We start from the raw sequence: 23,517 nt of genomic DNA on the forward strand, positions 1-23,517 counted from the left end.
TCGGGGTCAGGTTGAGATGGCCCCGCTGGCGGGAGTTGGCGGGGACGTATACACTCCTCTTCGTGACTTCGGCCCAGGACCTGATCGGCGCGTCTCCCAAGCGCAAGGAAGACCGGCGGCTCATCACGGGCGCCGGCCGCTACGTGGACGACCTCTCCCGCCCCGGCCTGCTCCACATGGCCGTGGTGAGGAGCCGCCATGCCCACGCCCGCATCATTAAGATAGACGTGGCGGCCGCCAAGGCCCTGCCGGGCGTGACGGCGGCGTGGACGGCGAGCGATCTGCCCGAGATCAAGCGCTCCATGCCCGCGGCCTATGGCGGCCAGTACAAGGGCCGCTCCTTCGCCGTGCCCGTCCTCGCGCACGAGCGCGTCCGTTACGTGGGCGAGGCCGTGGCCGTCGTCCTTGCCGAGAGCGCCTATGCGGCGGCCGACGGGGCGCAGGCCGTCGAGATCGAGTACGAGCCGCTGCCCGTCGCCGCGGATACCGAAAAAGCCGTGACAGCGAAGCCCCCGATCCACGACTGGCCCGACAACACCACGCTGCCCGTCGGCGCCCACTACGGCGACGTGGACAAGGCCTGGATGCAGTGCGACGTCGTGGTCAGCGAGAAGATCCGGCACCCGCGCATGGCCGGCGGCTTCATCGAGACGCGCGGGGCGCTCGCCTACCGCGATGCGGACACGGGCACGCTCACCGTCTGGTCCTCCACGCAAAACCCGTATTCACTCCGCGACTCGCTGGCCGCCGTCCTCGAGCTGCCCGCCGAGCAGATCCGCGTGATGGTGCCCGACGTCGGCGGCGGCTTCGGCCCCAAGGGCTCGATCTATCCCGAGGAGATGCTGGTCGCGGCCGCGGCGCTCAAGACCGGCTGGCCGGTCAAGTGGATCTCGGGGCGCGGCGAGGACCTCGTCACCAGCGGCCACGACCGCGACCAGGTCCACGAGGCGAAGATCGGCTTCAAGCGCGACGGCACCATCGTGGCGATAGATGATTCGTTCCTGGCCGACGTCGGCGCCTACCCCATCGAGGGCGAGGGGCTCACGCTCAACACGGTCAACCACTTCTGCGCGCCCTACCGCGTGGCGCACTTCCGCAGCCAGGGCAAGAGTGTGGTCACCAACAAGACGCTCAACGGCGCCTATCGCGGCGCGGGCCGGCCCGAGGCCAACTTCGTCATGGAGCGCCTGATGGACATCGGCGCCCGCCGCCTCGGCATCGACCCGGTCGAACTGCGCCACCACAACCTCGTGCGCCCCGACGAGATGCCCTACAAGCCCGGCCTCATCTACAAGGACGGCACGCCGATCGCGTACGACCCGGCGGACTTCCCCGGCTCGTTCGACCGCGCGCTGGCGATCCTGGGCTACGACGGGTGGCGCAGGCGCCAGCAGGAGAACCGGAACGGCACGCGCCGCCTCGGCATCGGCGTCTCCTGCTACGCGCAAGGCTCCGGGCTCGGGCCCTATGAAGGCGCGACGGTGCGCGTGGACCCGAGCGGCAAGGTCTACGTCTACATCGGCGTGACGGCGCAGGGGCAAGGGCACGCGACAACGCTGGCGCAAATCGCCGCCGCCGAGCTGGGCGCCAACTTCGAGGACGTGCACGTCATGGCGGGCGACACGAGCCAGTTCCCCTTCGGCATGGGCACGGGCGGCAGCCGCGTCATGGCCAATTCCGGCCCGGCCGTCGCCCAGACCGCGCGCGAGGTGAAGCAGAAGGCCCAGCAGGTCGCCGCGGAGCTGCTTGAGGCCGCACCCGAGGACATCCGCATCGAGCGCGGCGAGGCCTTCGTCATCGGCTCGCCAAACAGGAGCGTGACCCTCGCGCGACTCGCGCTGGCTGCCGTCAAGTCCAAGGCGCTGAAGCCCACGCCTCAAACTCCAATGGCCGGGCCCGGCCTCAACGCCTGCACCTACTTCTATCCCGCCACGGTGACGTGGGCTTTCGGCACCCAGGCCGCGGTCGTGGACGTGGACGTCGAGTCTTGCCGCGTGCGCCTGCTGGCCTACGCGGTGGTCCACGACCCGGGGCGCGCGATCAATCCGGCCATCGTCGAGAGCCAGCTCCAGGGCGGCGCCGTCCAGGGCATCGCCGCCGGCCTCATGGAAGAGCTGGTCTACGACGAAGCCGGCCAACTGCTGACGGGCTCATTCATGGACTACTGCATCCCCAAGTCCGACGACGTGCCCGACATCCCCGTCGCGCTGACCGAGCATCGCTCGATCATCAACCCGCTCGGCGTCAAAGGCGTGGGGGAGAGCGGCGCCATCCCAGGCGCGGCGGCCATCGTCAACGCCGTGGAAGACGCGCTTGGCGAGTTCGGCGTGGTGCTCCGCGAGGCGCCCGCCACGCCCGCGCGCATCTGGCAGGCCCTCCAAGAGGCGCGCAGGCATGGCTAGTACGGGTTGCGCCCTATGACCCTCCACCCTCACCCCAACCCTCTCCCTCAAAAGGGAGAGAGGGTCGTTTGCTCTTCCCTCGCCCCCGGAAGGAGAGGGGGTCGTTTGCTCTTCCCTCGCCCTCGGAGGGAGAGAGGGTCGTTTGCTCTTCCCTCGCCCCTGGAGGGGGAGAGGGCAGGGTGAGGGGGACGGGGAGAGGGCCGCAGTTCGAGCTGAGCGGCTCGGCCGCGAGGCGAGGGCTGAGTGGATGAGGGGGGCATGAAGGACAAGAAGCCCGCGCCACCGACCGTGGTCCTCCTTGTCCGCCACGGCCTCACGCCGACGACGGGCGTGAAGCTGCCCGGCCGCGCGCGCGGCCTGCACCTCTGCGACGAGGGCCGCCGCCAGGCCGAAGCCGCCGCCGCACGCATCGCCAAGATCGCCAAGGTCGTCGCCGTCTACTCGTCACCACTCGAGCGCGCGCGCGAGACGGCCGCCATCATCGCGAAAGCGCGCAACATGGCCGTGCGGATCGAGCGCGGCCTCCTGGAGCTGGACATCGGCAAGTGGACGGGCATGGCGCTGAAGGACGCGGGAAGCAAACCCGAGTGGAAGGCCGTCCAGCACCACCCGAGCGGCTTCCGCTTCGAGGGCGGCGAATCGTTTACCGAGATGCAGGCGCGCATCACGGGCGCCATCGCGCGCATCGTGGCCCGTCACCCGGGCCGGATCGTCATCGCCGTCTCCCACGCCGACCCCATCAAGGCCGTCGTGGCGCATGCCCTCGGCACCCCGCTCGACCTCTTCCAGCGCATCATGATCGGCACGGCCTCCATCACGGCCATCGCCTATCGGTCTTCAGGCGCCGCCGCCCTGACCGTCAACTCCATGGACGGCGACCTCTCCGCCCTCGGCATCAAATGAGCGAATCCTTCGATTTCGAACAGCCCAACTTCTTCACCGCCGGCGCCGTCGGCAAGCCGGGTGAGCGCGTCTTCTTTCTCCAGGCGCAGGAGACGGGCCGGCTCATCACGCTCAAGTGCGAGAAGGAGCAGGTGCGCGCCCTCGCCGAATACATGACCGGCCTCATCACCAAGCTGGGCGCGCCCAAGGGCAAGGTGCCCGCCGAGATGGACCTGCTCCCCTTCGCCGAGCCCGCGTGGATCGTGGCCACGCTTGGAGTCGGCTACGACGAGGAGCACGAGCGCATCATCGTGCACGCCCACGAGCTGTTCGAAGAGGAAGAGGAAGGCCAGCGCGCGGGCGAAGAGCCCGCCACCGCGAGCGTGCGCATCACGCGCGAGCAGGCGCAGGCCTTCGTCGAGCGCGCGAAGGAGCTGATGAAGGGCGGGCGGCCGCCCTGCCCCGTCTGCAGCGGGCCCATGGACCCCGCCGGCCACGTCTGCCCGCGCAGCAACGGCCATGTTGTCCACTGACGCGCTCGATCTGCTGACCCGCGGCGAGGTCACAGTCAAGGGACGCATGCCCTGGGCCAGCAACGTGACGCTCCTCGCCGAGGTGACGCTGGGCCCCACCTGCGCGCGCGCCATCTACAAGCCCGATCGCGGCGAGCGCCCGCTCTGGGATTTCCCGCCCGGCCTCTACAAGCGCGAGCTGGCGGCCTATCTCTTCTCCGAAGCCCTCGGCTGGGGCCTGGTCCCGCCCACCATCGTGCGCGAGGGCCCGCACGGCGAGGGATCCTTCCAGCTCTTCATCGAGGCCGAGTTCGAGCAGCACTGGTTCACCCTGCGCGAAGACCCGCGCCACCGCGAGCGCCTCCAGAAGATCTGCGTCTACGACTTCGTCGCCAACAACGCCGACCGGAAGAGCGGCCACTGCCTCCTCGGCCCCGACAACCTGATCTACGCCATCGACAACGGCCTGACCTTCCACACCGAGATGAAGCTCCGCACCGTCATCTGGGACTACGCCGGCGAGCCGATTCCGAAGGACATGCTGGACGACCTGAAACGCTTCGTGAAAGACGGCCTGCCCGAGCCGCTAGCCGATCTCCTCGACGCCCATGAGCAGCAGGCGCTCCTGGTCCGCGCCCAGGCGCTTGCCGATTACGCCCGCTTCCCGGAGGACAAGAGCGGCCACCGCTTCCCCTGGCCGCTTGTGTGATGTGAGCCGACCCGGTCCATCCATTCAACTGGTCCGCTCACCTTAGATCAGGGCCGGTCCAAGTCTGCGGCTGATCGCTCATCCGGCCAAGCTCCGGGAGAGGGTGCGAGGGGCGGCTGTGTCGTCGGCCGAGGTGACGAGGCAGAAGAGCGTCTTCGGCTCGCCCCACGTCACGCGGGTGAGCCAGCCCGGTGACACCAAGACCTTCTTACCCGCCCACCACTTCTCGGTGTCGACCACCAGGTAGCGAATGGCCCACGCCTTGTCGTCCACGAGGACATCCTTGACGTGACCGATCTCTCCGTCTTCCGCCTGCATGGCGCAGCCCATGACCGCGGTCGCGGGTTGGAGGTGCGCGTCTCCGGTGTTCACCATTGAGCTGACATTGACCTGCTTTTTGCTCAATGCGACGCGCAGGGTGCTCGAGTCCGCGCTCCGGACGGAGGCCGGGGGCACGAATACCCGACCACTCGGAAGCCAGGTGCCGGCTTCGACCACCAGGTAGCGCACGGCCCAGCTCCGGTCGTCGAAATAGAGATCACTCATGCTTCCGAGGCTGCCGTCCATCGCCGTGATGGTGACGTGTTGCAAGTCGCTGACGCTGCGCAGCATGGCAAGCCCTCCTTCGCAGAGCCCGAGCAGTGCTGACAGTGACGGCGCCCTGCCGTCTGAGCCTAGCCACCGTGGACCGGATGGCCTATTGGACCTTGGTCCAATAGGCGGCTGGAGGATCTCAAGCGCTTCGAGAAGGACGGGCTGCCCGACCCGTTAGTTGAGCGCCTTGACAGGGCGCCTCACGCGCCGTTAACGTCGAGGCCCCCAGGGGACCGTCTCTCTTCTGCGACGATTCGTTACGGGCCGGTGGACGAGGCATCTCGTCCGGAGGGTGAACCACATGATCCATGCCCTGTGGCTTCTGATCGTACTAGCCCTCTCCTCGACACTTCTGGCGGGCGGGATGCCGCCCGGTTCCGCCGGGGCGCAGGAACGGCCCCGCTACGGTGGAGAGCTGATCTTCCCGGTTCCCTCGGAGCCGCCCTCTTATGACGGGCACCGCGAGGGCACCTTCGGCACCGTCCACCCCCTCGCGCCCGCCTACAACACCCTCCTGCGCATCGATCCCACCGACCGAACCGGCACGCGACCGGTGCCCGACCTGGCCGAGTCCTGGACGATTTCGCCGGACGCCATGACGTACACCTTCAAGCTGCGCCAGGGCGTCCGGTTCCACGACGGCAGCCCCATGACGTCGCGCGACGTCAAGGCGAGCTATGACAAGATCATTTCTCCGCCGGCCGGCGTGATCTCCTTTCGCAAGGGGGCCTACCAGGCTGTCGAGGCGGTCGAGGCCCCCGACCCGTACACCGTGCGGTTCCGGCTCAAGTGGCCCGAGGCCTCGTTCCTGGTCAAGCTGGCCTCTCCCTTCAACTGGATCTACAAGGCGGACCTCCTGGCCAAGGACATGCGGTGGTACGAGACGAACGTGATGGGAACCGGCCCGTTCAAGTTCGTCGAGCACGTGAAGGGCTCGCACTTCGTGGGGCGGAAGAACCCCGACTACTGGGACAAGGGCAAGCCCTACCTGGACGGGTACCGGGCCATCTTCATCTCCGCGTCGTCGGCCCAGGTGGCGGCTATCCGCGGGGAGCGCGCCCACATCCAGTTCCGCGGCTTCACCCCGTCGGAGCGCGACAGCCTCGTCCAGGCGCTTGGCTCGAAGATCACGGTCCAGGAAAGCCCCTGGGACTGCCTCTCGCTCGTGGCGATGAATCACGAGCGGAAGCCCTTCGACGACAAGCGCGTCCGTCGGGCGCTGACCCTGGCCCTGGACCGATACGAGGCCTCGAAGAACCTCTCCAAAATCGCCGTCGTCCGGGACGTGGCGGGCATCCAGGTCCCCGGGACCCCCTGGGCGACACCGCCCCAGGAGCTGGAGAAGCTGGCCGGCTACGGGCGCGACATCGTGAAGGCGCGGGCGGAGGCGCGCCGCCTTCTCCGGGAGGCCGGAGTGCCCGACGGCTTTGCCTTCACCTTCAAGAACCGGGGCATCCCGATGCCGTACGAGACGGTGGGCATCTGGCTGATCGACCAGTGGCGCCAGATCGGGCTCAACGTCAAGCTGGAGACCGTGGAGGCCTCGGCCATGATCTCCGTCTCCAGGCGCGGCGACTTCGACGTGTCCTCGGACGCTCAGTGCAACTTCGTCGTCGAGCCCGACATCGACGTGCAGAAGTTCCAGTCCGTCGGCGTCTCCGACAACAACTACAGCCGCTACAAGGACGCCGTCCTTGACGAGCTGTTCTTGAAGCAGGCGCGCGCCGTGGACCCTGAGGAGCGCAAGAAGTTTCTCCGCGCGTTCGAGAAGCGCCTGCTGGACGAAGAGGCGCACTACATCTATACGCTCCAATGGCACCGGATCGTCCCGCACAGCGCCAAGGTGCGCGGATGGACCATCTCCCCGTCACACTTCTTGAACCAGCAGCTCGACACCGTGTGGCTGGCCGAGTAGCCGTAGGCGGGGTCAGGTCTTGCAATCCAACAAATGTGTGATTGCAAGACCTGACCCCGCTCTCCGCCCGCTACTGCGCGGTCCAGCCCCCGTCTATCACCAGCTCGCTGCCGGTCACGAACGAGGACTCGTCCGAGGCGAGATACAGGACGCCGTAGGCGACCTCGTCGGGCTGCCCGTACCGGCCGAGCGGGATGCGCGACACCATGCGCTCGTACACGGCGGGGTCCGCCCGGCGCCGCTCGGTCATCGGCGTGACGATGGGGCCGGGGTGCACCGAGTTGGCCCGGATGCGCTCGCGCGCGTACTGGAGCGCCGTCAGCTTCGTCAAGAGCCGCACGGCCCCCTTGGACGCCTGGTACTGGGGGCTGCTCTCGTCCATCCCGACCAGACCCAGCTGGGACGAGATGTTGATGATGGAGCCGCCGCCGGTCCGGCGCATCGCCGGGATCGCGGCCTTGGTGCCGAGGAACACGCCCTTGGCGTTGATGTCCATCACGCGGTCCCACTCCTCGGCCGTCGTGTCTTCGAGCCGGCCTGCGCCGCCGACACCCGCGTTGTTCACCAGGACGTCGAGCCGTCCGAAGCGGCTGACAGCGGTGGCCACGGCGCGCTGCCAGTCGGCCTCGCTGGTGACGTCGAGCGGGACGAAGACGGCCTCGCCGCCTTTAGCCCTGATCTCGGCCTCGACCTGCCGGCCCTCGGCCTCGAGCACGTCACCGATGACCACCCGGGCACCTTCCTGAACGAACAGCCGCGCCTCGACGGCTCCCATGCCGCGCGCGCCGCCGCTGATCAGTGCCGCCTTTCCAGCGAGTCTCATGGCCACCTCCGTCAGGCGAGCGCCTGCTCGAGCACACCGCCTTCGACGGCCCCCATGTCGACTCCGAGCACCCGCGCCACCGTCGGGGCCACATCGCGGCTCTTGATCTGCGCGATCTCGCGTCCCCGCGCGATCTCGGCGCCCGAGGCCAAGAAGAACGCGGCGTTGTCGGCATAGGTTGGGCGCTGGCCATGGGTGCCCAGGTACTTCGGCGCACCGTGCTCGTCGTCGCCCTCGGCAGCGTCGCCGAAAGAATAGCCGGGCGCAGCCTCGAACATCACGTCGGCGACCTGCGGGTGATCCGCGGGCGCCGGCAGACCGAGGGCCGGGTAGTCGCCGGCTGACCACATCCCGCTGACGCCCTCCATCTTTTCGATCTCTCGCGCGAGCTTCTCCAGCGCGCGCTCGTCGGCGTCGAGGCGGTAGAGCGCGCCGGCGCCGTGGTTCATGACGAAGCGCGCCTCGCGGAGGGCGCCGAGGCGACGCAGCCGGACGTTCGGGCGGATCTCCCGCGTGGAGGGCAGGAAGCCGTGGTCCGAGACCACAAACACGCTTGTCTGATCCACGACAGCAGTGGGCAGCGAATCCAGGAACCGGCCGATGAGACCATCGACATACTCGATGGCCCAATAGGCCTCCGGCGAGCGCGGCCCGTAGAGGTGCTGGAAGCTATCAACGCAGAGGAAGTGGACGAGGAGCAGGTTGGGCTCGTGCCGCCGCGCCACGTGTGCCGCGACGCTGCCGACCATCTCGTCCTTGTAAAAGCGCTTGGGGAGCTGGGCCCACTCGCCCTGCCGGTGCAGCGGGTAGCCGAGCGCGCGCAGCTCTTCCCAGACGCCACGCGCGGTCTGTGTCTCGAACACGTGCTGGTCCTTGAAGAACGGCAGATTGAAGTCGAGCGTCGTCGCGTTGCGGGTGGCGGGCCAGTCGATCGCCGCTGTCCGGAGGCCCGCCGCATGCGCGCGGTCGTAGACGGTCTGCGCGCGCAGGAGGGCGGGCGCGTCGTAGATAGGATCGCCGGTCAGGTCCTCCGGCGCCAGCGTCTTGCGGTTCAGGATGTGGTTGGCGACGACACCATGCGCGCGCGGGCTGACACCCGTCACCAGGCTCGCGTGGGTCGGCCACGTGGTGCTCGGGAACACGGTCTCCATGCCGGCAGCCAGCGCACCGCGCTCCGCGAGCTGGCGGAGCACAGGCGCCCGCACCGCGGGGTCCCGCCAGTAGAAGGCGGCGAAGCCATCAATGCTGATGATGATGACGCGCGGCTTCATGGGGGGAGAGCATAGCGCGTTGGCGATTGGCCCGTGTGGTAGGATCGCGGCCACTGACGCTCAGGAGGATTCCATGGCCTACGACCTGCTGATCAAGAACGGCTTGCTGGTGGACGGCACGGGGGCGCCGGCGCGCCGGGCCGATGTGGCCATTGTGGGCGGCACGATCGCCGAGATCGGCCACGTGACGGGCGGCGCGACGAAGGTGATCGATGCCGCCGACCTCGTGGTCGCGCCGGGCTTCATCGACCCGCACACCCATTATGATGCCCAGATCTGCTGGGACGGCGCGGTGACCCCGTCGTCGTGGCACGGCGTCACGAGCGTCATCATGGGCAACTGCGGCGTGGGCATCGCGCCGTGCAGGCCCACGGCGCGCGAGGTCGCCATGCGCGACCTGGTCAACGTCGAGGCGATTCCGTTCGACGTCCTCAACATGGGCATCACCTGGGACTGGGAGACCTTCCCGGAATTCCTCGAGGCCGCGGCGCGGCGGAGGCCGTCGCTCAACTTGGGCTTCCTGGCGCCCCTGACCCCGTTCCGCCACTGGGTGATGGGCGAGGCGTCGATAGAGCGAGCCGCGACGCCCGACGAGACCGTGCAGATCAAGGCGCTGCTCGGCGAGGCGATCGATGCCGGCGCGTTCGGCTTCTCGACGACGATCCTCAACCAGCACCTGGGCTTCCAGGGCCGCCCGCTCGCGTGCCGCAACGCCAGCCGCGACGAGCTCACGGCGTACGCCAACGCGCTCAAGGAGCGCGGCAAGGGCGCCATCGAGATCGCCCTGACCCGCAAGATCGCGGTGATGGACGACGAGGAGTACGACCTGCTCGACCTCCTCCTGCGCGAGAGCGGCCAGCACGTGACGTTCCTGGCGCTCTTCGACCGCGACGACATCCCGGAGGCGGTGCGCGACACGCTGCGCAAGGCGGCGCCGCTCATCGCCCGCGGTGCGCGGCCGCAGACCTCGCCGCTGCCGCTGACGCGCGACATCAACATGCGCAGCCCGTTCTCGTTCGCGGCGTTCCCCTCCTGGAACCGGGTGTTCGTCGACAAGTCGAAGGCGGCCCAGGCCGCCGTCTACGCCGACCCCGCCTTCCGCAACCAGTTCCGCGAGGAGCTGAAGCAACCGATGGCCTTCGGCAACTGGGCGCGCATCAACGTGCACGAGGTCAAGTCGCCCGCGCTGAAAGCGCTCGAGGGCCGCGCGATCGCGGACATCGCCCGCGAGCAGGGCAAGGACGGCGTCGATGCCTTCCTGGACCTGACCCTCCAGGACGACCTCGAGATTGAGTTCACCATGGCCTCGTTCAACACGCGGGTCGACCGCATGACGGAGATCCTGAATGACAAGAGCGTGCTGGTGGCGCTGGGCGACGGCGGGGCGCATGTCGACATGCTGTGCGACGCGGGCTACCCGACGTATCTCCTCGGCACCTGGGTGCGCGAGCGCCAGGCGTTAACGCTGGAGGAAGGGGTGCGGCGGCTCACTTCGGATCCGGCCGAGGTCTTCGGCATCCGGGACCGCGGCCGGCTCGCCCCCGGGCTCGCCGCCGACGTCGCCATCTTCGGCGCGGCCCGCGTGGGCTCGACCAACCGCGGCGAGCGGCGCTTCGACCTGCCCGGCGGAGCCAAGCGCATGGTCATGCCGTCGCGCGGCGTCGAGTACACCGTGGTCAACGGCGCGGTGACCTGGGCGGACCGCAAGCTCACCGGCGCGGCCGCGGGCCAGGTGCTGCGCTCCTGAGCCGTGGGATTCCTAGCTTGGCCTGCGCGAGTTGGGACTGATCGCGGCCATCGCGCTCCTGAACGGTTGCCCGGCGTTCGGAAAACGAATGCAATCGCTCGGGCACTGCACGCAGCTCCGGACATGCTGATCGATCAACCGGTGGACTTCTCGAATTGGACAGCCAGCTCGCGCGCCAGGCGCGCGGACGCCCTGGACCCTCACAGAGACTGAGCCAATGTTCTCACGCCTCTACTTCGAAACCAGTGAGCTTGTCGCGACGGGCTGGCCGCGTCTTTCCGCTGATCTGGAGAACGTTCTTGGGATTATGGCCTCCCTCAAGATCCCCGTATTCTTTCCGGCCGGCGTCGAGATCGAGCTCGAAGAGCGATGGCGGCGTGGATTGGCAGAGAGGCTAAGCGATGTGAGGTCTAAAGCCCGGGCTGCTGAGGCGCACTTTGGTGGTGTCCAAGAGATACGCATATCAGTCGACGAGCCGGATCCTGCCAAGGCCCTCGCGAACTATCGGGGGAAGGTGGGCGCGCTGAAGCAAAAGTACGGGCTGGCAACCGTTCCGCTTACAAGCCGCCCGGTGGCTGAAATCTTCAAGATGGCAGTAGACAGACACCCACCGTTCAAGGAGGGCAAGGAGGATGTCGGCTTTCGTGATGCCGCGATCTTTCTGTCTGTAGTGGATGATCTGGTGGCCGCGAGGGGCGAGACCGGTGCCCTCGTCGCGCGTGATAACGCCTTCCACGATCCGAAGATCATCGAGTTTGCCACTCGCGCCGGGGTGGAGCTTCAGGTTTTTCACTCTGTGGGGGCCATGTTTGATTCACTCCTCACCGAAGCGGCAGCATACGGAAGGGAGCAGTGGAACAAGTCGGCTGCTCAGGCTCAGCGTAACCTAGAGTCGCGGTTACCCGAGATCGCCAGGTTCATCAGCGAAGTGCTGGACATTCCAGAGTGGAGCTTGGTGCCCGGCTCAAGAGTTGTCACCGTTTCGCGAATTGAGGCGCTCAAAATCCTAGATGTGAGAGTTCCAATTCCCCTCGAAGTGAAGGGGCTCGAACGTATCAGATTGTCGTTCGATGTCCAGGTGAAGTTCCACGCGAAGATCGAGAGGATGGAGATGCCGCAGGCACGCCACCTAAAGGTCGGTCCCGAGATGAGCCCGGAGAAGATGCTGTCGATCTCGGAAGTGCTCGCGGCGCTCCCGCAAAGATCGCTCGCGCAACCCATTTTCGACATTCAAGCCGACGAGATCGAAGTGGACCGACTCGTGCGTGTCGAGGCGAATTCAGACCCCGCCTTCGAGGCGTTCAAATTCGAGTCGGCTTCGCTCGTAACAGAGGGCCTCGGCGGAATGGCCGCAGGGCTCTGACGCGTCACCTTCCAGCACCCCCAGAGAGATACCCTAGCAGCCTAGCAAATGATCGCCCGCCGCAGCAGAGTCAGAATGGGAATGAGTGAGTTCAAGATCTGACGCCGTCCTGCTCGTTCAGAATCCGCCGGCGGTCTGTGAAGACAAGACCTCGTTCCGTTCACCACTCCGAGGCTAAATCTGTGATCGCTTCTAATCTCTCCAAGGCGAGGCCTCGCGATCCCGCGCGGCCCCGCGGCTATCGATCACGTCGCCATTGCCGACTCAAAGCTCATTGTCCGATCTTCGTACACTGGCCCGAAGCACTGCTCAAGTATTCACCCCAGGCACACATGGGTACTTCCTTAGTGCCCGGTTTCAGGGGGCCCGGCCTAGTTCGAACCACACCTGGCGCGAGGCTTTCCGGTGTCCTCCCTGGTGGCATCTTGGTCAAGTCTGCGGACTCCTGTCCCTTTTGGTAGTCCGTCAACTCTCTAACGATTGGCCGCCCCTGCGAAGTGGGCGTAATGCTCTTGACGACGGTCTTGGTCTCAGGGGCATACCAGACCTCGCGGTAACGTCGTCCCCCAAGAGCAGTAACAATCTTGTAAGCCATGAATGTCCCCGCGGGGACCACCACGGACTCATAGCTCACCACTTCGGCTTTCATTTGAACAGTCTGCTTCCGTCCTGACGATTCCTCGACGGCTACCATGTCCGTCCAACTGTCGCCCACTTGCAGGGGCCACTTAAACTCTTGGAGAGGCGGAGTAAAGCGCCTCCATGCGCCCGTCGAGTCTCTCGATTCCACCAGACCGAGGCCTGTCGTCACGGTCGCCGTCCTGCCTGGACCAGACTCGACGACGTAGCACTCTCCTGCCTGGCATGTTTCCTGTTTCAAGAAGCGATACGTCGTCAACGTTTCGCTGTCACTCGCCTTGTACTGATACCAAAACCCGCTTGAATAGGACGGCATGGGAACAATCGGAGCAAGGGCTCTGCGACTGGCCCTCTCAGCCGTCGCGGCCTGCAATTCGTCAAGACTCGACGGCAGTGACCGGCTGCTGTCCGCGTAGTACAGATTCGCCTCCGGAAGCCAGCCTCTAATCTGAACAACACGAGTCGCGGGGCTTGGGTGGGACGACATGAACTCCCATGGCCCTGATCTTCCTGACGCCTCCATCCGTTGCCAGAGTCCGACGGCCTCCGCAGGATCGTAACCGGCCTTCGCCATCAGCAGAAGTCCTATGTGATCTGCCTCGGACTCATGAGTTCGGCTGAACGGTAAGAGAACCCCGTATTGGGCTCCCAGCCCCAAGGCTGCGCCAATAGCTGGACGGTATTTCGAATTGGAAGCGGCTAGGGCAGCATCTACTGTGGCCACAGTCACTTGAGCCAGTAGCACCTGACTCATCCGCTCTGCCGAATGACGGGCGATGACATGGGAGACCTCATGGCCGAGAACTGCGGCGAGGCCTGCCTCGGTCTTGGCAATCGGCAAAATTCCTGTGAAGACCACGATCTTGCCGTTTGGCGTGACAAACGCGTTTGCCTCACGGGACTTCACAACCACAGTCTGCCAATTGTACCGGCCCCGCATGCCTGCTGCGTCGACGATCTTCGCACTCACTCGGTTGACCGTTCCGACGGTGGCCGCAGCTTGCGACGATTCCGAGGAAGTCAGGATGGCGTCCTTCTGCTTCACCATCCCTACGAACTTCGCAAACTCCTGGTCGGCAGCCGCGGCCACTTGCTGATCTGAAATCATATTAAGCTGCGTGCGACCCGTAATCGGTACGGTAGCGCAGGCCGCTGCGACTAGAAGAATTGCGAGTGACCCTGTCCAATAGGTCCGTGACCGCATCGGGACCTCCCTCAGGGGACAAATAGGGCAGGACGAATCTACATGAGGCGGCCAGGCTCTGCAATAGGGATGGAGTTGCTTTGTTACACTCGTCGGCCCATATCTTGGTCTGGGCGCGGCCTCTTATGCGGCTCGCCAGCTGCTCAGGAAAGAACAGGCCCCTTAAGCAGCCACGCGTAGTCAAACGCGATCTCGCGCAGGTAGTCGTAGCGGCCGGAGGCGCCGCCGTGGCCGGCGTCGAGGTTGATCTTGAAGAGGGTGGCGGGGGCGCCGGCGGTGAGCGCGCGCATCTTGGCCACGTACTTGGCGGGCTCCCAGTACATGACCTGGCTGTCGTTCAGTGACGTCTTGACGAGGATGGCCGGGTAGGCGCGCTCGCCCAGGTTGGTGTACGGGCAGTAGCTCTTCATGTACTCGTACTGCTCGCGGATCGTGGGATTGCCCCACTCCTCGAACTCACCCACCGTGAGCGGGAGCGATTCGTCCAGCATGGTGTGGATCACGTCCACGAAGGGCACGCGCAGGATGGCGGCGCGGCAGAGGTCGGGGCGCAGGTTGAGCACGGTGCCGATGAGGAGGCCGCCCGCGCTGCCGCCCTCGATCGTGAGGCGTTCGGTGGCGGTGTAGCCCTCCTTCTTCAGGTGCTCGGCGGCGGCGATGAAGTCGGTGTACGTGTTGCGCTTGTTCATCATGCGGCCGGTGTCGTGCCAGCGCTTGCCCATCTCGCCGCCGCCCCGGATGTGGGCGATGGCGATGGTGAAGCCGCGATCCAGCAGGCTCAGGCGGTTCGAGGAGAACATCACGGGGTATGGCGCGCCGTAGGCGCCGTAGCCCGTCAACAGCATGGGCGCCGTACCGTCACGCGGGCTCGCAGTGCGGCAGACGAGGGAGATGGGCACGCGCGTGCCGTCGTCGGCCGTGGCCCAGAGCCGCTCCGAGCGGTAGCGGGCCGGGTCGTAGCCGCCCAGCACGGGCGTCTGCTTCAGGAGCGTCCGCTCGCGCGTCAGCACGTCGTAGTCGAAGACGGAAGCCGGCGTGATCAGCGACTGGTAGCGGAAACGGTACATCCGCGTGATGAACTCGGCGTTGTGGTCTGCGCTCACTTCATAGGTCGGCTCGGGGAACTCCACGTGGTGCGTGGCGCCGCTGGCCAGCTGGGTGATGCGCAGGCGGATCAGCCCGCCCTCGCGCTCGTGGGAAACGTAGTGGCTGGCGAACACCTCGACGTCTTCCAGCATGACCTCGTCGCGGTGGGGGATCAGCTCGGTGAAGCGCTCGGGGCGCGGGTCGGCCACGGGGGCTGAGACCAGGCGGAAGTTGCGCCGGCCGCCGCCGTTGGTGCGGATGTAGAAGCGGTCGCCGCCCCCGCCGTTCCCATGGTCCACCGCGTACTCGTGGTCCTTCTCGCGCGACATGAACATGTGCCAGACGCCCGCCGGGTCGTCGGCCGGCAGATAGCGCCACTCGCTGGAGGTGAAGGAGCCCGTGCCCAGGAAGAGATAGGCGCGGCTGCGCGAGCGCTCGACGCCGATGCGGAAGAGGGCGTCCGGCTCCTCGTGGACGAGGTCGCTGCCCATGATGCCGGGGCGATGGCGCCACAGGCGATAGGGGCGCTTCGCCTCGTCCTCGGTGACGTACAAGATGGTCGTATCGTCGGCGGCCCAGGCCACGGAGGACACCTTTTCAAACGTGCGCGGCAGGACCCGGCCCGTGCGCAGGTCCTTGACGTACAGCGTGTACTCGCGAAAGCCGGTGACGTCGGTCGTGTAGGCGAGAAGATGGCCGTCGTCGCTGACAGCGGACGCGCCGAGGGAGAAGAAGGGATGCCCCTCGGCCAGCGCGTTGAGATCGAGCGTGATCTCCTCGGGGGCGTCGAGGCTGCCCGCCTTGCGGCAGTAGATCGGGTACTGCTTGCCCTTCTCGGTGCGCGAGTAGTAGAAGTGCCCGCCGCGCCGGTAGGGCACAGAGGAGTCGTCCTCCTTGATGCGCGCCAGCATCTCCTGGTAGAGCGACTCCTGGAAGGCCGCCGTCGGCTTCGTCACCTCATCGGTATAGGCATTCTCGGCGCGGAGATAGGCCAGGACGTCGGGGTTGTCCTTCTCGCGCAGCCAGAAGTAGTCGTCCTGGCGGATGTCGCCGTGCAGCGTGTCGATCTTGGGGATCTTCTTCGCGTCGGGCGGCGTCGGCATGGACTCGTAACTTTACGCGCGCTCGGCCGCTTGTCAAGACGCCTCGCCGTGGTATACCCGTGCCACCATGCCCGAGCTGCCTGACCTCACCATCTACCTCGAGGCGCTGGACTCGCGCGTGCGTGGGGCCACTCTCGAGCGGGTGAGGCTGGCGAGCCCGTTCGTCCTGCGCTCGTTCGACCCTGCGCTCTCGGAGGCCCACGGGCGCGCGGTCACAGGCCTTCGCCGCCTCGGGAAGCGCATCGTCATCGGGCTCGACAGCGATCTGTACCTCTCGATCCACCTGATGATCGCGGGGCGCCTCCACTGGAAACCACCGGCCGCGAAAGTGCCGGGCAAGGTCGGCCTCGCGGCCTTCGACTTCTCGACGGGCACGCTGATGCTGACCGAGGCGGGGACGAAGAAGCGGGCGGCGATCCACCTGGTGCGAGGCGAGGCGGCGCTCCACGCGCTCGACGCGGGCGGGATCGATCCCCTCGCCTGCACCGCGGATGCGTTCAGCGCCGCGATCACGCGGGAGAACCACACGCTCAAGCGCGCGCTGACAGACCCGCACATCCTTTCCGGCATCGGGAACGCGTACTCGGACGAGATCCTGCACAAGGCACAGCTTTCGCCGGTAAGGCAGACGCGGGCGCTCAGCGACGGGGAGCACACGCGGCTCTACGAGGCGACCCGGGCCACGCTCTACGACTGGATCGTGCGCCTTCGCCGCGAGGCGGGAGGCGACTTCCCCGAGGGCGTCACGGCCTTCAGGCCCGAGATGGCCGTCCACGGCCGCTACGGCAAGCCCTGCCCCGACTGCGGCGCCGCCGTCCAGCGGATCCGCCACGCCGACAACGAGACCAACTACTGCGCGAAATGCCAGACGGGCGGCAAGCTCCTCGCGGACCGCGCGCTCTCGCGACTGCTCCGCGCGGACTGGCCGCGCACGCTCGAAGAGATGGAGGAGCGCCGGGGGCTTGCACCGCAGAGTAAAATGAGCAGGCCCACACGGAGGGGGCATCCATGATCACAGCGGCCGAGTTCATCCAGGGCGGGCTGAAGCAGCTCCACGGCAACTTCGACAAACAGCTCGACAACATCACGCCAGAGCAGCTCCACGCGATCCCGGGCGGCAACCCCAAGGCCAACACCATCGCGTGGGGGCTCTGGCACTACGCGCGCACCGAGGACAACGTCGTCCAGTACATCCTCCAGAACAAGAAGACGCCGATCTGGGTCGAGCAGGGCTACGCGGCGAAGACGGGCCTGCCGGAGACGGCGCAGGGCACGGGCATGCCGACGGCCGAGGCGCAGGCGCTCCGCATCAAGGACATCGGCGCGTTCAAGGAATACATGGGCAAGGTCTGGGCCGCGACCGACGCGCTCATCGCGACGAACGACCAGGCGCTCCTCGACCGCATGGTGTCGATCAGGCCGCTCGGCGAGATGCATGCCATGCGCGCCCTGGGCGCCGTCTGCCTGACCCACGGCACGACTCACTTCGGCGAGATCGAGCTGGCGCGCACGCTCGTCGGCGCCGGCGCCGTCACTGCCGTCTAGCCGTAGTCCTAACCCTCCCCCTCACCCTACCCTCTCCCCCTCTGGGGGCGAGGGTGACTAAAGATTAGGACGACTCCCTCTCCCTCTGGAGGGAGAGGGTTGGGGTGAGGGTGGGGCGTCTCCTCGCGCGTAGGGGGCGTCTAGCCGGCTAGAAATTCCTCGACCAGCGACACGACGCGCTCCGAGCGCTCTTCCTGGGGGAAGTGGCCGGCGTCGTGGAAGCAGGCCGTGCGCTTGTGCGAGAAGACCATCTGGAGGCGATCGAGCTCCTCCTGGCGGAAGGCCTGGTCGTTCATGCCCCAGAGGATCAGCGCCGGGATGTCGCGGATCTTCTCGCGGCGGCGCCAGAGCCCGTCGTACCACTCGCCGGCGCCGAGGAGCGCGCGGGCATAGGCGTGGGTGGCCACGCGCTCGGCGGCTCTACCGAACGGGCGCATGTACTGGTCTTGGATACGGCGCGGGAAGCGCGCCTTGTCCGCGATGGCGTGCTTCATGATGACGCGCACCGAGAAGTTCAGTCTTAGATAGAGGAACCGGCCGAGCGCGCCGCCGAAGAGCCGGCCGAAGCGCTCGTAGTGCGGATCACCGCGCAGGGACCACATCCACGTGTTCAGCAGGACGATGCTCCGGACGTTCGCCGGCTTGTCCAGCGCGTACGAGAGGCCGAACGGCCCGCCGAAATCGTGCAGCACCAGCGTGATGTCTTTCAGCTCGAGCGCGTCGATCAGCCGCCGGAGATTCGCCGCCTGCTCGGCGGGCGCGTAGGAGTAGCCCTGGGGCTTGTCGGAGAGACCGAAACCCAGGCTATCCGGCGCGATACAGCGGTACCGCGGCGAGAGCGCCTTGATCAGGTGGCGCCACACGAAAGACCAGTCGGGCGTGCCGTGGACGAAGACGATCGGCCGCCCCTGCCCCTGATCCACATAGTGCATCCGCCCCGCCGGCAGATCGAGCCAGAGCGGGGGGAAGGGATACTCGGCCCGGTCGAGCCAGGCCGGGCCCATCATGTCAGCAGCCGAGCTGATCCGCGAGGTCGAAAAAGTCGCGCGCCACCACGTCCCAGTCCTTCTCGGCCGTCTGGTCCTTGGTCTGGCCGGGGCCGTGCTCGGTGGGGCGCGTCACGAAGATGCTCTTGAAGCCCAGCGCCCGGGCCGCGGCGAGGTCGTTATTGTGCGCCGCGACCAGCGCGCACTCCTCCGGCTTGAGCCCGAGCATCGCCGCGGTGCCGAGGTAGCAGCCGGGCTGAGGCTTGTAGTGGCGCGTCACCTCGGCGCCGAGGATCGCGTCCCACGGCAGTCCCGCGCGCTTGGCCATGTTGACCATGAGCGCGACGTTGCCGTTGGACAGCGTGGCGAGGACGTACTTCCGCTTGAGCCGCGTGAGGCCCGGCACGGCGTCGGGCCACGGATCGAGGCGGTGCCAGGCGCGGTTGAGATCATCGAGGTCGCCGGCCAGCACGCCCTTGATGCCGAACTCCACGGCGAGCCTGCCGAGGCTCTCGCGGTGGAGATCGTCAAGCTTGGTCCAGCCGCGCCTGCCGCTCCGCACCTCTTCCATCGCCGGTTGGTACATCGCCCGCCAGCGATCGGCGAAGGCCGCCCAGTCCACGCTCCACCCGCGCGGCGTGCCGAACGCCTCGCCTTCCCTGATGATGCTCGAGCGCCAGTCCACGACCGTGCCGAACACGTCGAAGCAGAGCGCCTTCACGGAAGCGGGATCCAAGCGCGCCATTAGTCGAGCGCGGGGCGTTTCTGCTGCCACGGCCGCGCCTTCTCGAAGGCCGCGGCGGCCTGGAGCACGGTGAGATCGGCGAAGCGGCGCCCGACGACCTGGAGGCCGACGGGCAGCCCCGCCTTGGTGAAGCCCGCCGGAAGCGAGCAGGCGGGCTGGCCGGTGAAGTTAAAGGGATAGGAGAAGGACGCCCAGCCGATCCAGTCCCACGCGTGCTGGGGCCAGTGCTCTGGGTTGAGACGGCCGAGCGGGAAGGCCGCGACCGAGACCGACGGCGTCAGCAGGAGGTCGTACTTCTCGAAGAGCGGGCGAACCGAATCCCAGTGCGCCATCTTCTTGCCGCGCATGTCGATGTAGTCCGCGAGGCTCACGCGCAGGCCGTCCTCGATGCACGCGACGAAGCCCGGGTCCATCTTGTCGCGCCACTTGGGCAGGTACTGCGACCACGCGCCCGCGTAGTGCGCGGGCCACATGATGCGGATCATGTCGTGGGTGTCGGCGAAGCGCGTCTCGACCTCCTCGACCTTCGCGCCCAGCTCCTTGAAGGCCCCGACCGCGCGCTTCACGAGCGCGGCGACCTCGGGATCCACGGGCAGCCCGCCCATGTCGGGGCTCCACGCCACGCGCAGGCCCTTCACGCCGCGGTTGAGCTTGCCCACGTAGTCGGCCGGCGCGGCGTCAAGGGACGTCCGGTCCCAGTCGTCGGGGCCCGCCATCACGCTGAGCATCAGCGCAGCGTCCCCCACCGTCCGCGTCATCGGCCCGTTATGCGTCGTGTAGTCGTTGTTCGACACGGGCCACTGCGGCACGCGTCCGTACGACGGCTTGTGGCCGAAGATACCGCAGAAGGCCGACGGCACGCGGATGGAGCCCGCGCCGTCCGAGCCCTGGTGCAGAGGCCCGAGGCCCGCCGCGGCCGCCGCGCCCGCGCCCGCGGAGGAACCACCGGTGTTCATCCGCAAGTCCCAGGGGTTGTGCGTGTCGCCCGTGAGCGGACAGCCGCTGAGCGCCTTCCAGCCGAACTCCGGCGTCGTTGTCTTGCCGATGAAAATTCCGCCCGCGTCCTTGAGCCGCCGCACGAAGGGCGCGTCCTGGTCGGGCACGCGGTCGGCGAAGATGTGCGAGCCGCTCATGGTCCGCACGCCCTTGGTGAACGTCAGGTCCTTGATCGAGAACGGGATGCCGTGAATGGGCCCCAGCTTCTTCCGCTTCATCACGGCCTGCTCGGCCTCGCGCGCGGCCTTCATGGCATGATCCGCGGCGACGAGGCAGAACGCGTTGAGCTTGGGGTTCACCTTCTCGATGCGCGCCAGCACCGCCTTCGTCAGCTCGACGGGCGAGAGCTTCTTCGAGCGGATTAGCGGAAGGAGCTTGGTCGCCGGCGTGTAGCAGAGATCGGTCGGGCTCATGCGGGCCTCCGGGCTTGTGGTTACTGCGTGGGGCGCATGGTAGCACTTCCTCGGTTGGCTCGGCGCGGTCTCAGCCTAGCCCCCTCACCCTGCCCCCCTCACCCTACCCTCTCCCCCTTCGGGGGCGAGGGGATCAGCCCGATCGCTCAGGGTGAGGGGGCCTGATCGGTGCCGCCGCCCGCCGCGCCCGCGCACAAGAAACGCGTTATGCTCTGAAGCCATGAGCCCCGCCGAGCGCGCCCACCCGGGCGCGGACATGGAAGGCTTCGTACGTGACCAGATGGCCTTCGTGGGCCTGGGCGACGCCGAGATCGAGACGATACGCCGCACGGCGCCGCTCGTGCTCAAGCACGAGGCGGCGATCACGCAAGCGCTCTACGACCACTTCCTGCGCTTTCCTGAAACCGCGAAGTTCTTCGTGGGTAACGACGGCGCGCCGGATCTTCCCCGGCTCGAGCGGCGCAAGCACAGCCTGGGACGGTGGCTCCGCGAGACGTCAGAGGTCGCGATGACCCACGGCTTCGTCTACTACCTCCTCGCCATCGCGCTCTCCCACAGCCACCGCGAGTACGGGCCGGGCGGCAAGATTCCGCCCGAGTTCATGGTGGGCGCCATGAGCCTGGCCCAGACAGCCGTCGCGGGTGTGCTCCGGGCAGAGCTCGGCGATCCGCGCGAGGCCCTCGAGGCCGCCGTCGCCTGGAACAAGCTCCTCCTCGTGCACCTGAACGTCTTCCTGCTGGGCTACCTCCTGCCGCCTCGCGAGGCGCGCGATTGACAGGCCGCGGCCCTCGCGGCATAGTGAGCGCGTGACCAAATCCGGGACGGTCGGCGAGCTCCGCGCGAGCGGGTACAAGTCGAAGTCGGTCAAGCAGGAGCTCCGCGACAACCTGGTCGTGCGGCTCAGGGCGGGCGCCCAGCTTTTCCCCGGCATCGTCGGCTACGAGGACACCGTCCTCCCGCAGATCGAAAACGCCATCCTCTCGGGGCAGGACATCGTCTTTCTCGGCGAGCGCGGCCAGGCCAAGACGAAGATCGCGCGCCTCATGGTGGGACTCCTGGATGAAGAGGTACCGGCGCTCGCGGGCTGCGAGACCAACGACGACCCCTTCGCGCCGATCTCCCCCGTCGGGCGCCGGCTGATCGCCGAGCAGGGCGACCGCGCGCCGATCACGTGGCACCCGCGCGCCGACCGCTACGGCGAGAAGCTCGCGACGCCCGACATCACCATCGCGGACCTCATCGGCGAGGTGGACCCGATCAAGGTCGCCGAGGGGCGCTACCTCTCCGACGAGCTGACGATCCATTACGGGCTCCTGCCGCGGACCAACCGCGGCATCTTCGCGATCAACGAGCTGCCGGACCTTGCCGAGCGCATCCAGGTCGGTCTCCTCAACATCATGGAGGAGCGCGACGTCCAGATCCGCGGCTACAAGGTCCGCCTGCCGCTCGATCTCTTCGTCGTCGCCTCGGCCAACCCCGAGGACTACACGAACCGCGGGCGCATCATCACGCCGCTCAAGGACCGCTTCGGCTCCCAGATCAGGACGCACTACCCCGCGAAGATCCAGCACGAGATCGACATCATGGAGACCGAGCGGACGCGCTTCACGGCGGACGCCATCGAGACGCGCGCGCCTGAGTACATGAAGCAGATCGTGGCGGAGCTGACGCACCTCGCGCGCCGGTCGGCGGAGATCAGCCAGCGCTCGGGCGTGTCGGTCCGCGTGAGCATCTGCAACTACGAGAACCTGCTGTCGAGCGCGCTCAAGCGGGCGATCCGCCTGGGCGAGCCCGTTGCCTGCCCGCGCGTGAGCGACCTCGACGCCATGCTCGCCTCGACCTCCGGCAAGATCGAGCTGGAGACGGTGGGCGAGGCGAGCGAGGAGAAGATCCTCGGCAAGCTCGCGCAGAGGGCGGTGCTCAGCGTCTTCAACCGCGCCTTCACGGGGGCCGACCTCGACGAGGTGGTGGCGGCCTTCCAGGGCGGGCTCAAGATGGACGTCTCGGACGTGATGCCGTCGGACGCCTACGTGCGGCAGATCGGCGAGGCGCGCCCGCTCCACGCCGCGTGCAAGAAGCTCGGCGCCAAGGATCCTGCCGCGGTCGCCTCAGCGCTCGAGTTCGTGCTGGAAGGGCTTCACCTCTCGCGCAAGCTCAACAAGGACAGGAAGTCGGGCCAGACCAGCTACCGCAGCTAGGCTCTCCGCGCGAGCGCGGCCGCGATCCGCTTTCGCCGCGGTCGCGTCATCGCCTCTCCAATAGCCGGATGACGATTACGCGCTCTTAGCCTGAAGTTCCCGCCTCGCTTTTCCGAAGAACTCACGGGAAATCAGCAGGTTGCCGTAGGTCGGTGGGTCCAGTATATTGACATGTAAATAGCAGGCAGGCGTGATATTTAGCTTTATCAATGGCATAATCTCGCATATGATGTTGGCATGTACATCGCCACCGTGCCGAACCGGGGCTCGCCGCCGGCGATCCTGTTGCGCGAGGGCTATCGGGAGGGCGGCACGGTCAAGAACCGCACCCTGGCCAACCTCACCAAGTGGTCGGCGCAGAAAGTCGACCTCCTCCGCCGGCTG

Annotated in this window: 19 protein-coding genes; 11 read left to right on the forward strand and 8 right to left on the reverse strand. The window is 67.2% G+C overall.

The features are described from left to right. The first annotated feature begins 62 nt into the window (after window positions 1-62). From Q7W02_23990 to Q7W02_24005, 4 genes are all read left to right on the forward strand, one after another. Complete coding sequence (locus Q7W02_23990; GenBank protein MDO8479194.1) at window positions 63-2,402, forward strand: xanthine dehydrogenase family protein molybdopterin-binding subunit; 2,340 nt, start codon at window positions 63-65, stop codon at window positions 2,400-2,402. A 258-nt stretch (window positions 2,403-2,660) separates the two neighbouring features. After that, window positions 2,661-3,305 carry a histidine phosphatase family protein gene (locus Q7W02_23995; protein ID MDO8479195.1) on the forward strand — a complete coding sequence of 215 codons (645 nt, stop codon included), beginning with the start codon at window positions 2,661-2,663 and terminating at the stop codon, window positions 3,303-3,305. Next, window positions 3,302-3,817: a DUF3090 family protein gene (locus Q7W02_24000; protein ID MDO8479196.1), complete on the forward strand. Its 516-nt coding sequence runs from the start codon at window positions 3,302-3,304 to the stop codon at window positions 3,815-3,817. Before Q7W02_23995 ends, Q7W02_24000 begins: the two co-directional genes overlap by 4 nt. Beyond that, window positions 3,804-4,505, forward strand: a complete 702-nt coding sequence (locus tag Q7W02_24005; GenBank protein ID MDO8479197.1) for an SCO1664 family protein — start codon at window positions 3,804-3,806, stop codon at window positions 4,503-4,505. Before Q7W02_24000 ends, Q7W02_24005 begins: the two co-directional genes overlap by 14 nt. A gap of 78 nt (window positions 4,506-4,583) precedes the next feature. Here the strand turns inward: Q7W02_24005 and Q7W02_24010 are convergent, their stop codons facing one another. Continuing rightward, window positions 4,584-5,117, reverse strand: a complete 534-nt coding sequence (locus tag Q7W02_24010) for a PRC-barrel domain-containing protein (protein MDO8479198.1) — start codon at window positions 5,115-5,117, stop codon at window positions 4,584-4,586. Window positions 5,118-5,400: 283 nt separating this feature from the next. Here Q7W02_24010 and Q7W02_24015 point away from each other — a divergent pair, with 283 nt between their 5' ends. Beyond that, window positions 5,401-7,014 carry an ABC transporter substrate-binding protein gene (locus Q7W02_24015; GenBank protein MDO8479199.1) on the forward strand — a complete coding sequence of 538 codons (1,614 nt, stop codon included), beginning with the start codon at window positions 5,401-5,403 and terminating at the stop codon, window positions 7,012-7,014. A 70-nt stretch (window positions 7,015-7,084) separates the two neighbouring features. On the opposite strand, the gene Q7W02_24020 is transcribed toward Q7W02_24015, so the two are convergent. Together Q7W02_24020 and Q7W02_24025 are read right to left on the reverse strand one after the other, a co-directional pair. Continuing rightward, a complete protein-coding gene (locus Q7W02_24020; GenBank protein ID MDO8479200.1) occupies window positions 7,085-7,837 on the reverse strand; it encodes an SDR family oxidoreductase in 753 nt (250 codons plus the stop codon). A gap of 11 nt (window positions 7,838-7,848) precedes the next feature. Next, window positions 7,849-9,108 (reverse strand): ectonucleotide pyrophosphatase/phosphodiesterase, encoded by a 1,260-nt coding sequence (locus tag Q7W02_24025; GenBank protein ID MDO8479201.1) that lies wholly within the window; start codon window positions 9,106-9,108, stop codon window positions 7,849-7,851. A gap of 73 nt (window positions 9,109-9,181) precedes the next feature. Here Q7W02_24025 and Q7W02_24030 point away from each other — a divergent pair, with 73 nt between their 5' ends. Beyond that, window positions 9,182-10,855: an amidohydrolase family protein gene (locus tag Q7W02_24030; GenBank protein ID MDO8479202.1), complete on the forward strand. Its 1,674-nt coding sequence runs from the start codon at window positions 9,182-9,184 to the stop codon at window positions 10,853-10,855. Window positions 10,856-11,072: 217 nt separating this feature from the next. Next, window positions 11,073-12,218, forward strand: coding sequence for a hypothetical protein (locus Q7W02_24035; GenBank protein MDO8479203.1), 1,146 nt, complete (start codon window positions 11,073-11,075; stop codon window positions 12,216-12,218). 271 nt (window positions 12,219-12,489) lie between these two features. On the opposite strand, the gene Q7W02_24040 is transcribed toward Q7W02_24035, so the two are convergent. Together Q7W02_24040 and Q7W02_24045 are read right to left on the reverse strand one after the other, a co-directional pair. Further along, entirely contained in the window at window positions 12,490-13,965 is a 1,476-nt protein-coding gene (locus tag Q7W02_24040; GenBank protein MDO8479204.1) for a M48 family metallopeptidase, read from the reverse strand. Between the two features lie 239 nt (window positions 13,966-14,204). Beyond that, window positions 14,205-16,250 carry a S9 family peptidase gene (locus tag Q7W02_24045; GenBank protein MDO8479205.1) on the reverse strand — a complete coding sequence of 682 codons (2,046 nt, stop codon included), beginning with the start codon at window positions 16,248-16,250 and terminating at the stop codon, window positions 14,205-14,207. Window positions 16,251-16,317: 67 nt separating this feature from the next. Here Q7W02_24045 and Q7W02_24050 point away from each other — a divergent pair, with 67 nt between their 5' ends. Then, a complete protein-coding gene (locus tag Q7W02_24050) occupies window positions 16,318-17,262 on the forward strand; it encodes a DNA-formamidopyrimidine glycosylase family protein (protein ID MDO8479206.1) in 945 nt (314 codons plus the stop codon). After that, a complete protein-coding gene (locus Q7W02_24055; protein MDO8479207.1) occupies window positions 17,259-17,795 on the forward strand; it encodes a DinB family protein in 537 nt (178 codons plus the stop codon). Before Q7W02_24050 ends, Q7W02_24055 begins: the two co-directional genes overlap by 4 nt. 140 nt (window positions 17,796-17,935) lie before the next feature. Here Q7W02_24055 and Q7W02_24060 read toward each other — a convergent pair whose 3' ends face one another. From Q7W02_24060 to Q7W02_24070, 3 genes are read right to left on the reverse strand one after another with little or no spacing between them, the layout of a single operon-like run. Beyond that, window positions 17,936-18,802: an alpha/beta fold hydrolase gene (locus Q7W02_24060; protein ID MDO8479208.1), complete on the reverse strand. Its 867-nt coding sequence runs from the start codon at window positions 18,800-18,802 to the stop codon at window positions 17,936-17,938. A 1-nt stretch (window position 18,803) separates the two neighbouring features. Then, window positions 18,804-19,502, reverse strand: a complete 699-nt coding sequence (locus Q7W02_24065) for a haloacid dehalogenase type II (protein ID MDO8479209.1) — start codon at window positions 19,500-19,502, stop codon at window positions 18,804-18,806. Window positions 19,503-19,525: 23 nt separating this feature from the next. Next, entirely contained in the window at window positions 19,526-20,935 is a 1,410-nt protein-coding gene (locus tag Q7W02_24070) for an amidase (protein MDO8479210.1), read from the reverse strand. Window positions 20,936-21,155: 220 nt separating this feature from the next. Here Q7W02_24070 and Q7W02_24075 point away from each other — a divergent pair, with 220 nt between their 5' ends. Both Q7W02_24075 and Q7W02_24080 read left to right on the forward strand, forming a co-directional pair. Continuing rightward, window positions 21,156-21,710, forward strand: a complete 555-nt coding sequence (locus Q7W02_24075; GenBank protein ID MDO8479211.1) for a protoglobin family protein — start codon at window positions 21,156-21,158, stop codon at window positions 21,708-21,710. 31 nt (window positions 21,711-21,741) lie between these two features. After that, the gene (locus Q7W02_24080; GenBank protein MDO8479212.1) at window positions 21,742-23,133 is read left to right on the forward strand and encodes an AAA family ATPase; all 1,392 of its coding nucleotides are present in this window, start codon (window positions 21,742-21,744) and stop codon (window positions 23,131-23,133) included. Window positions 23,134-23,517 lie beyond the last annotated feature (384 nt).

The organism is Candidatus Rokuibacteriota bacterium (assembly GCA_030647435.1).
GTDB lineage: Bacteria > Methylomirabilota > Methylomirabilia > Rokubacteriales > CSP1-6 > AR37.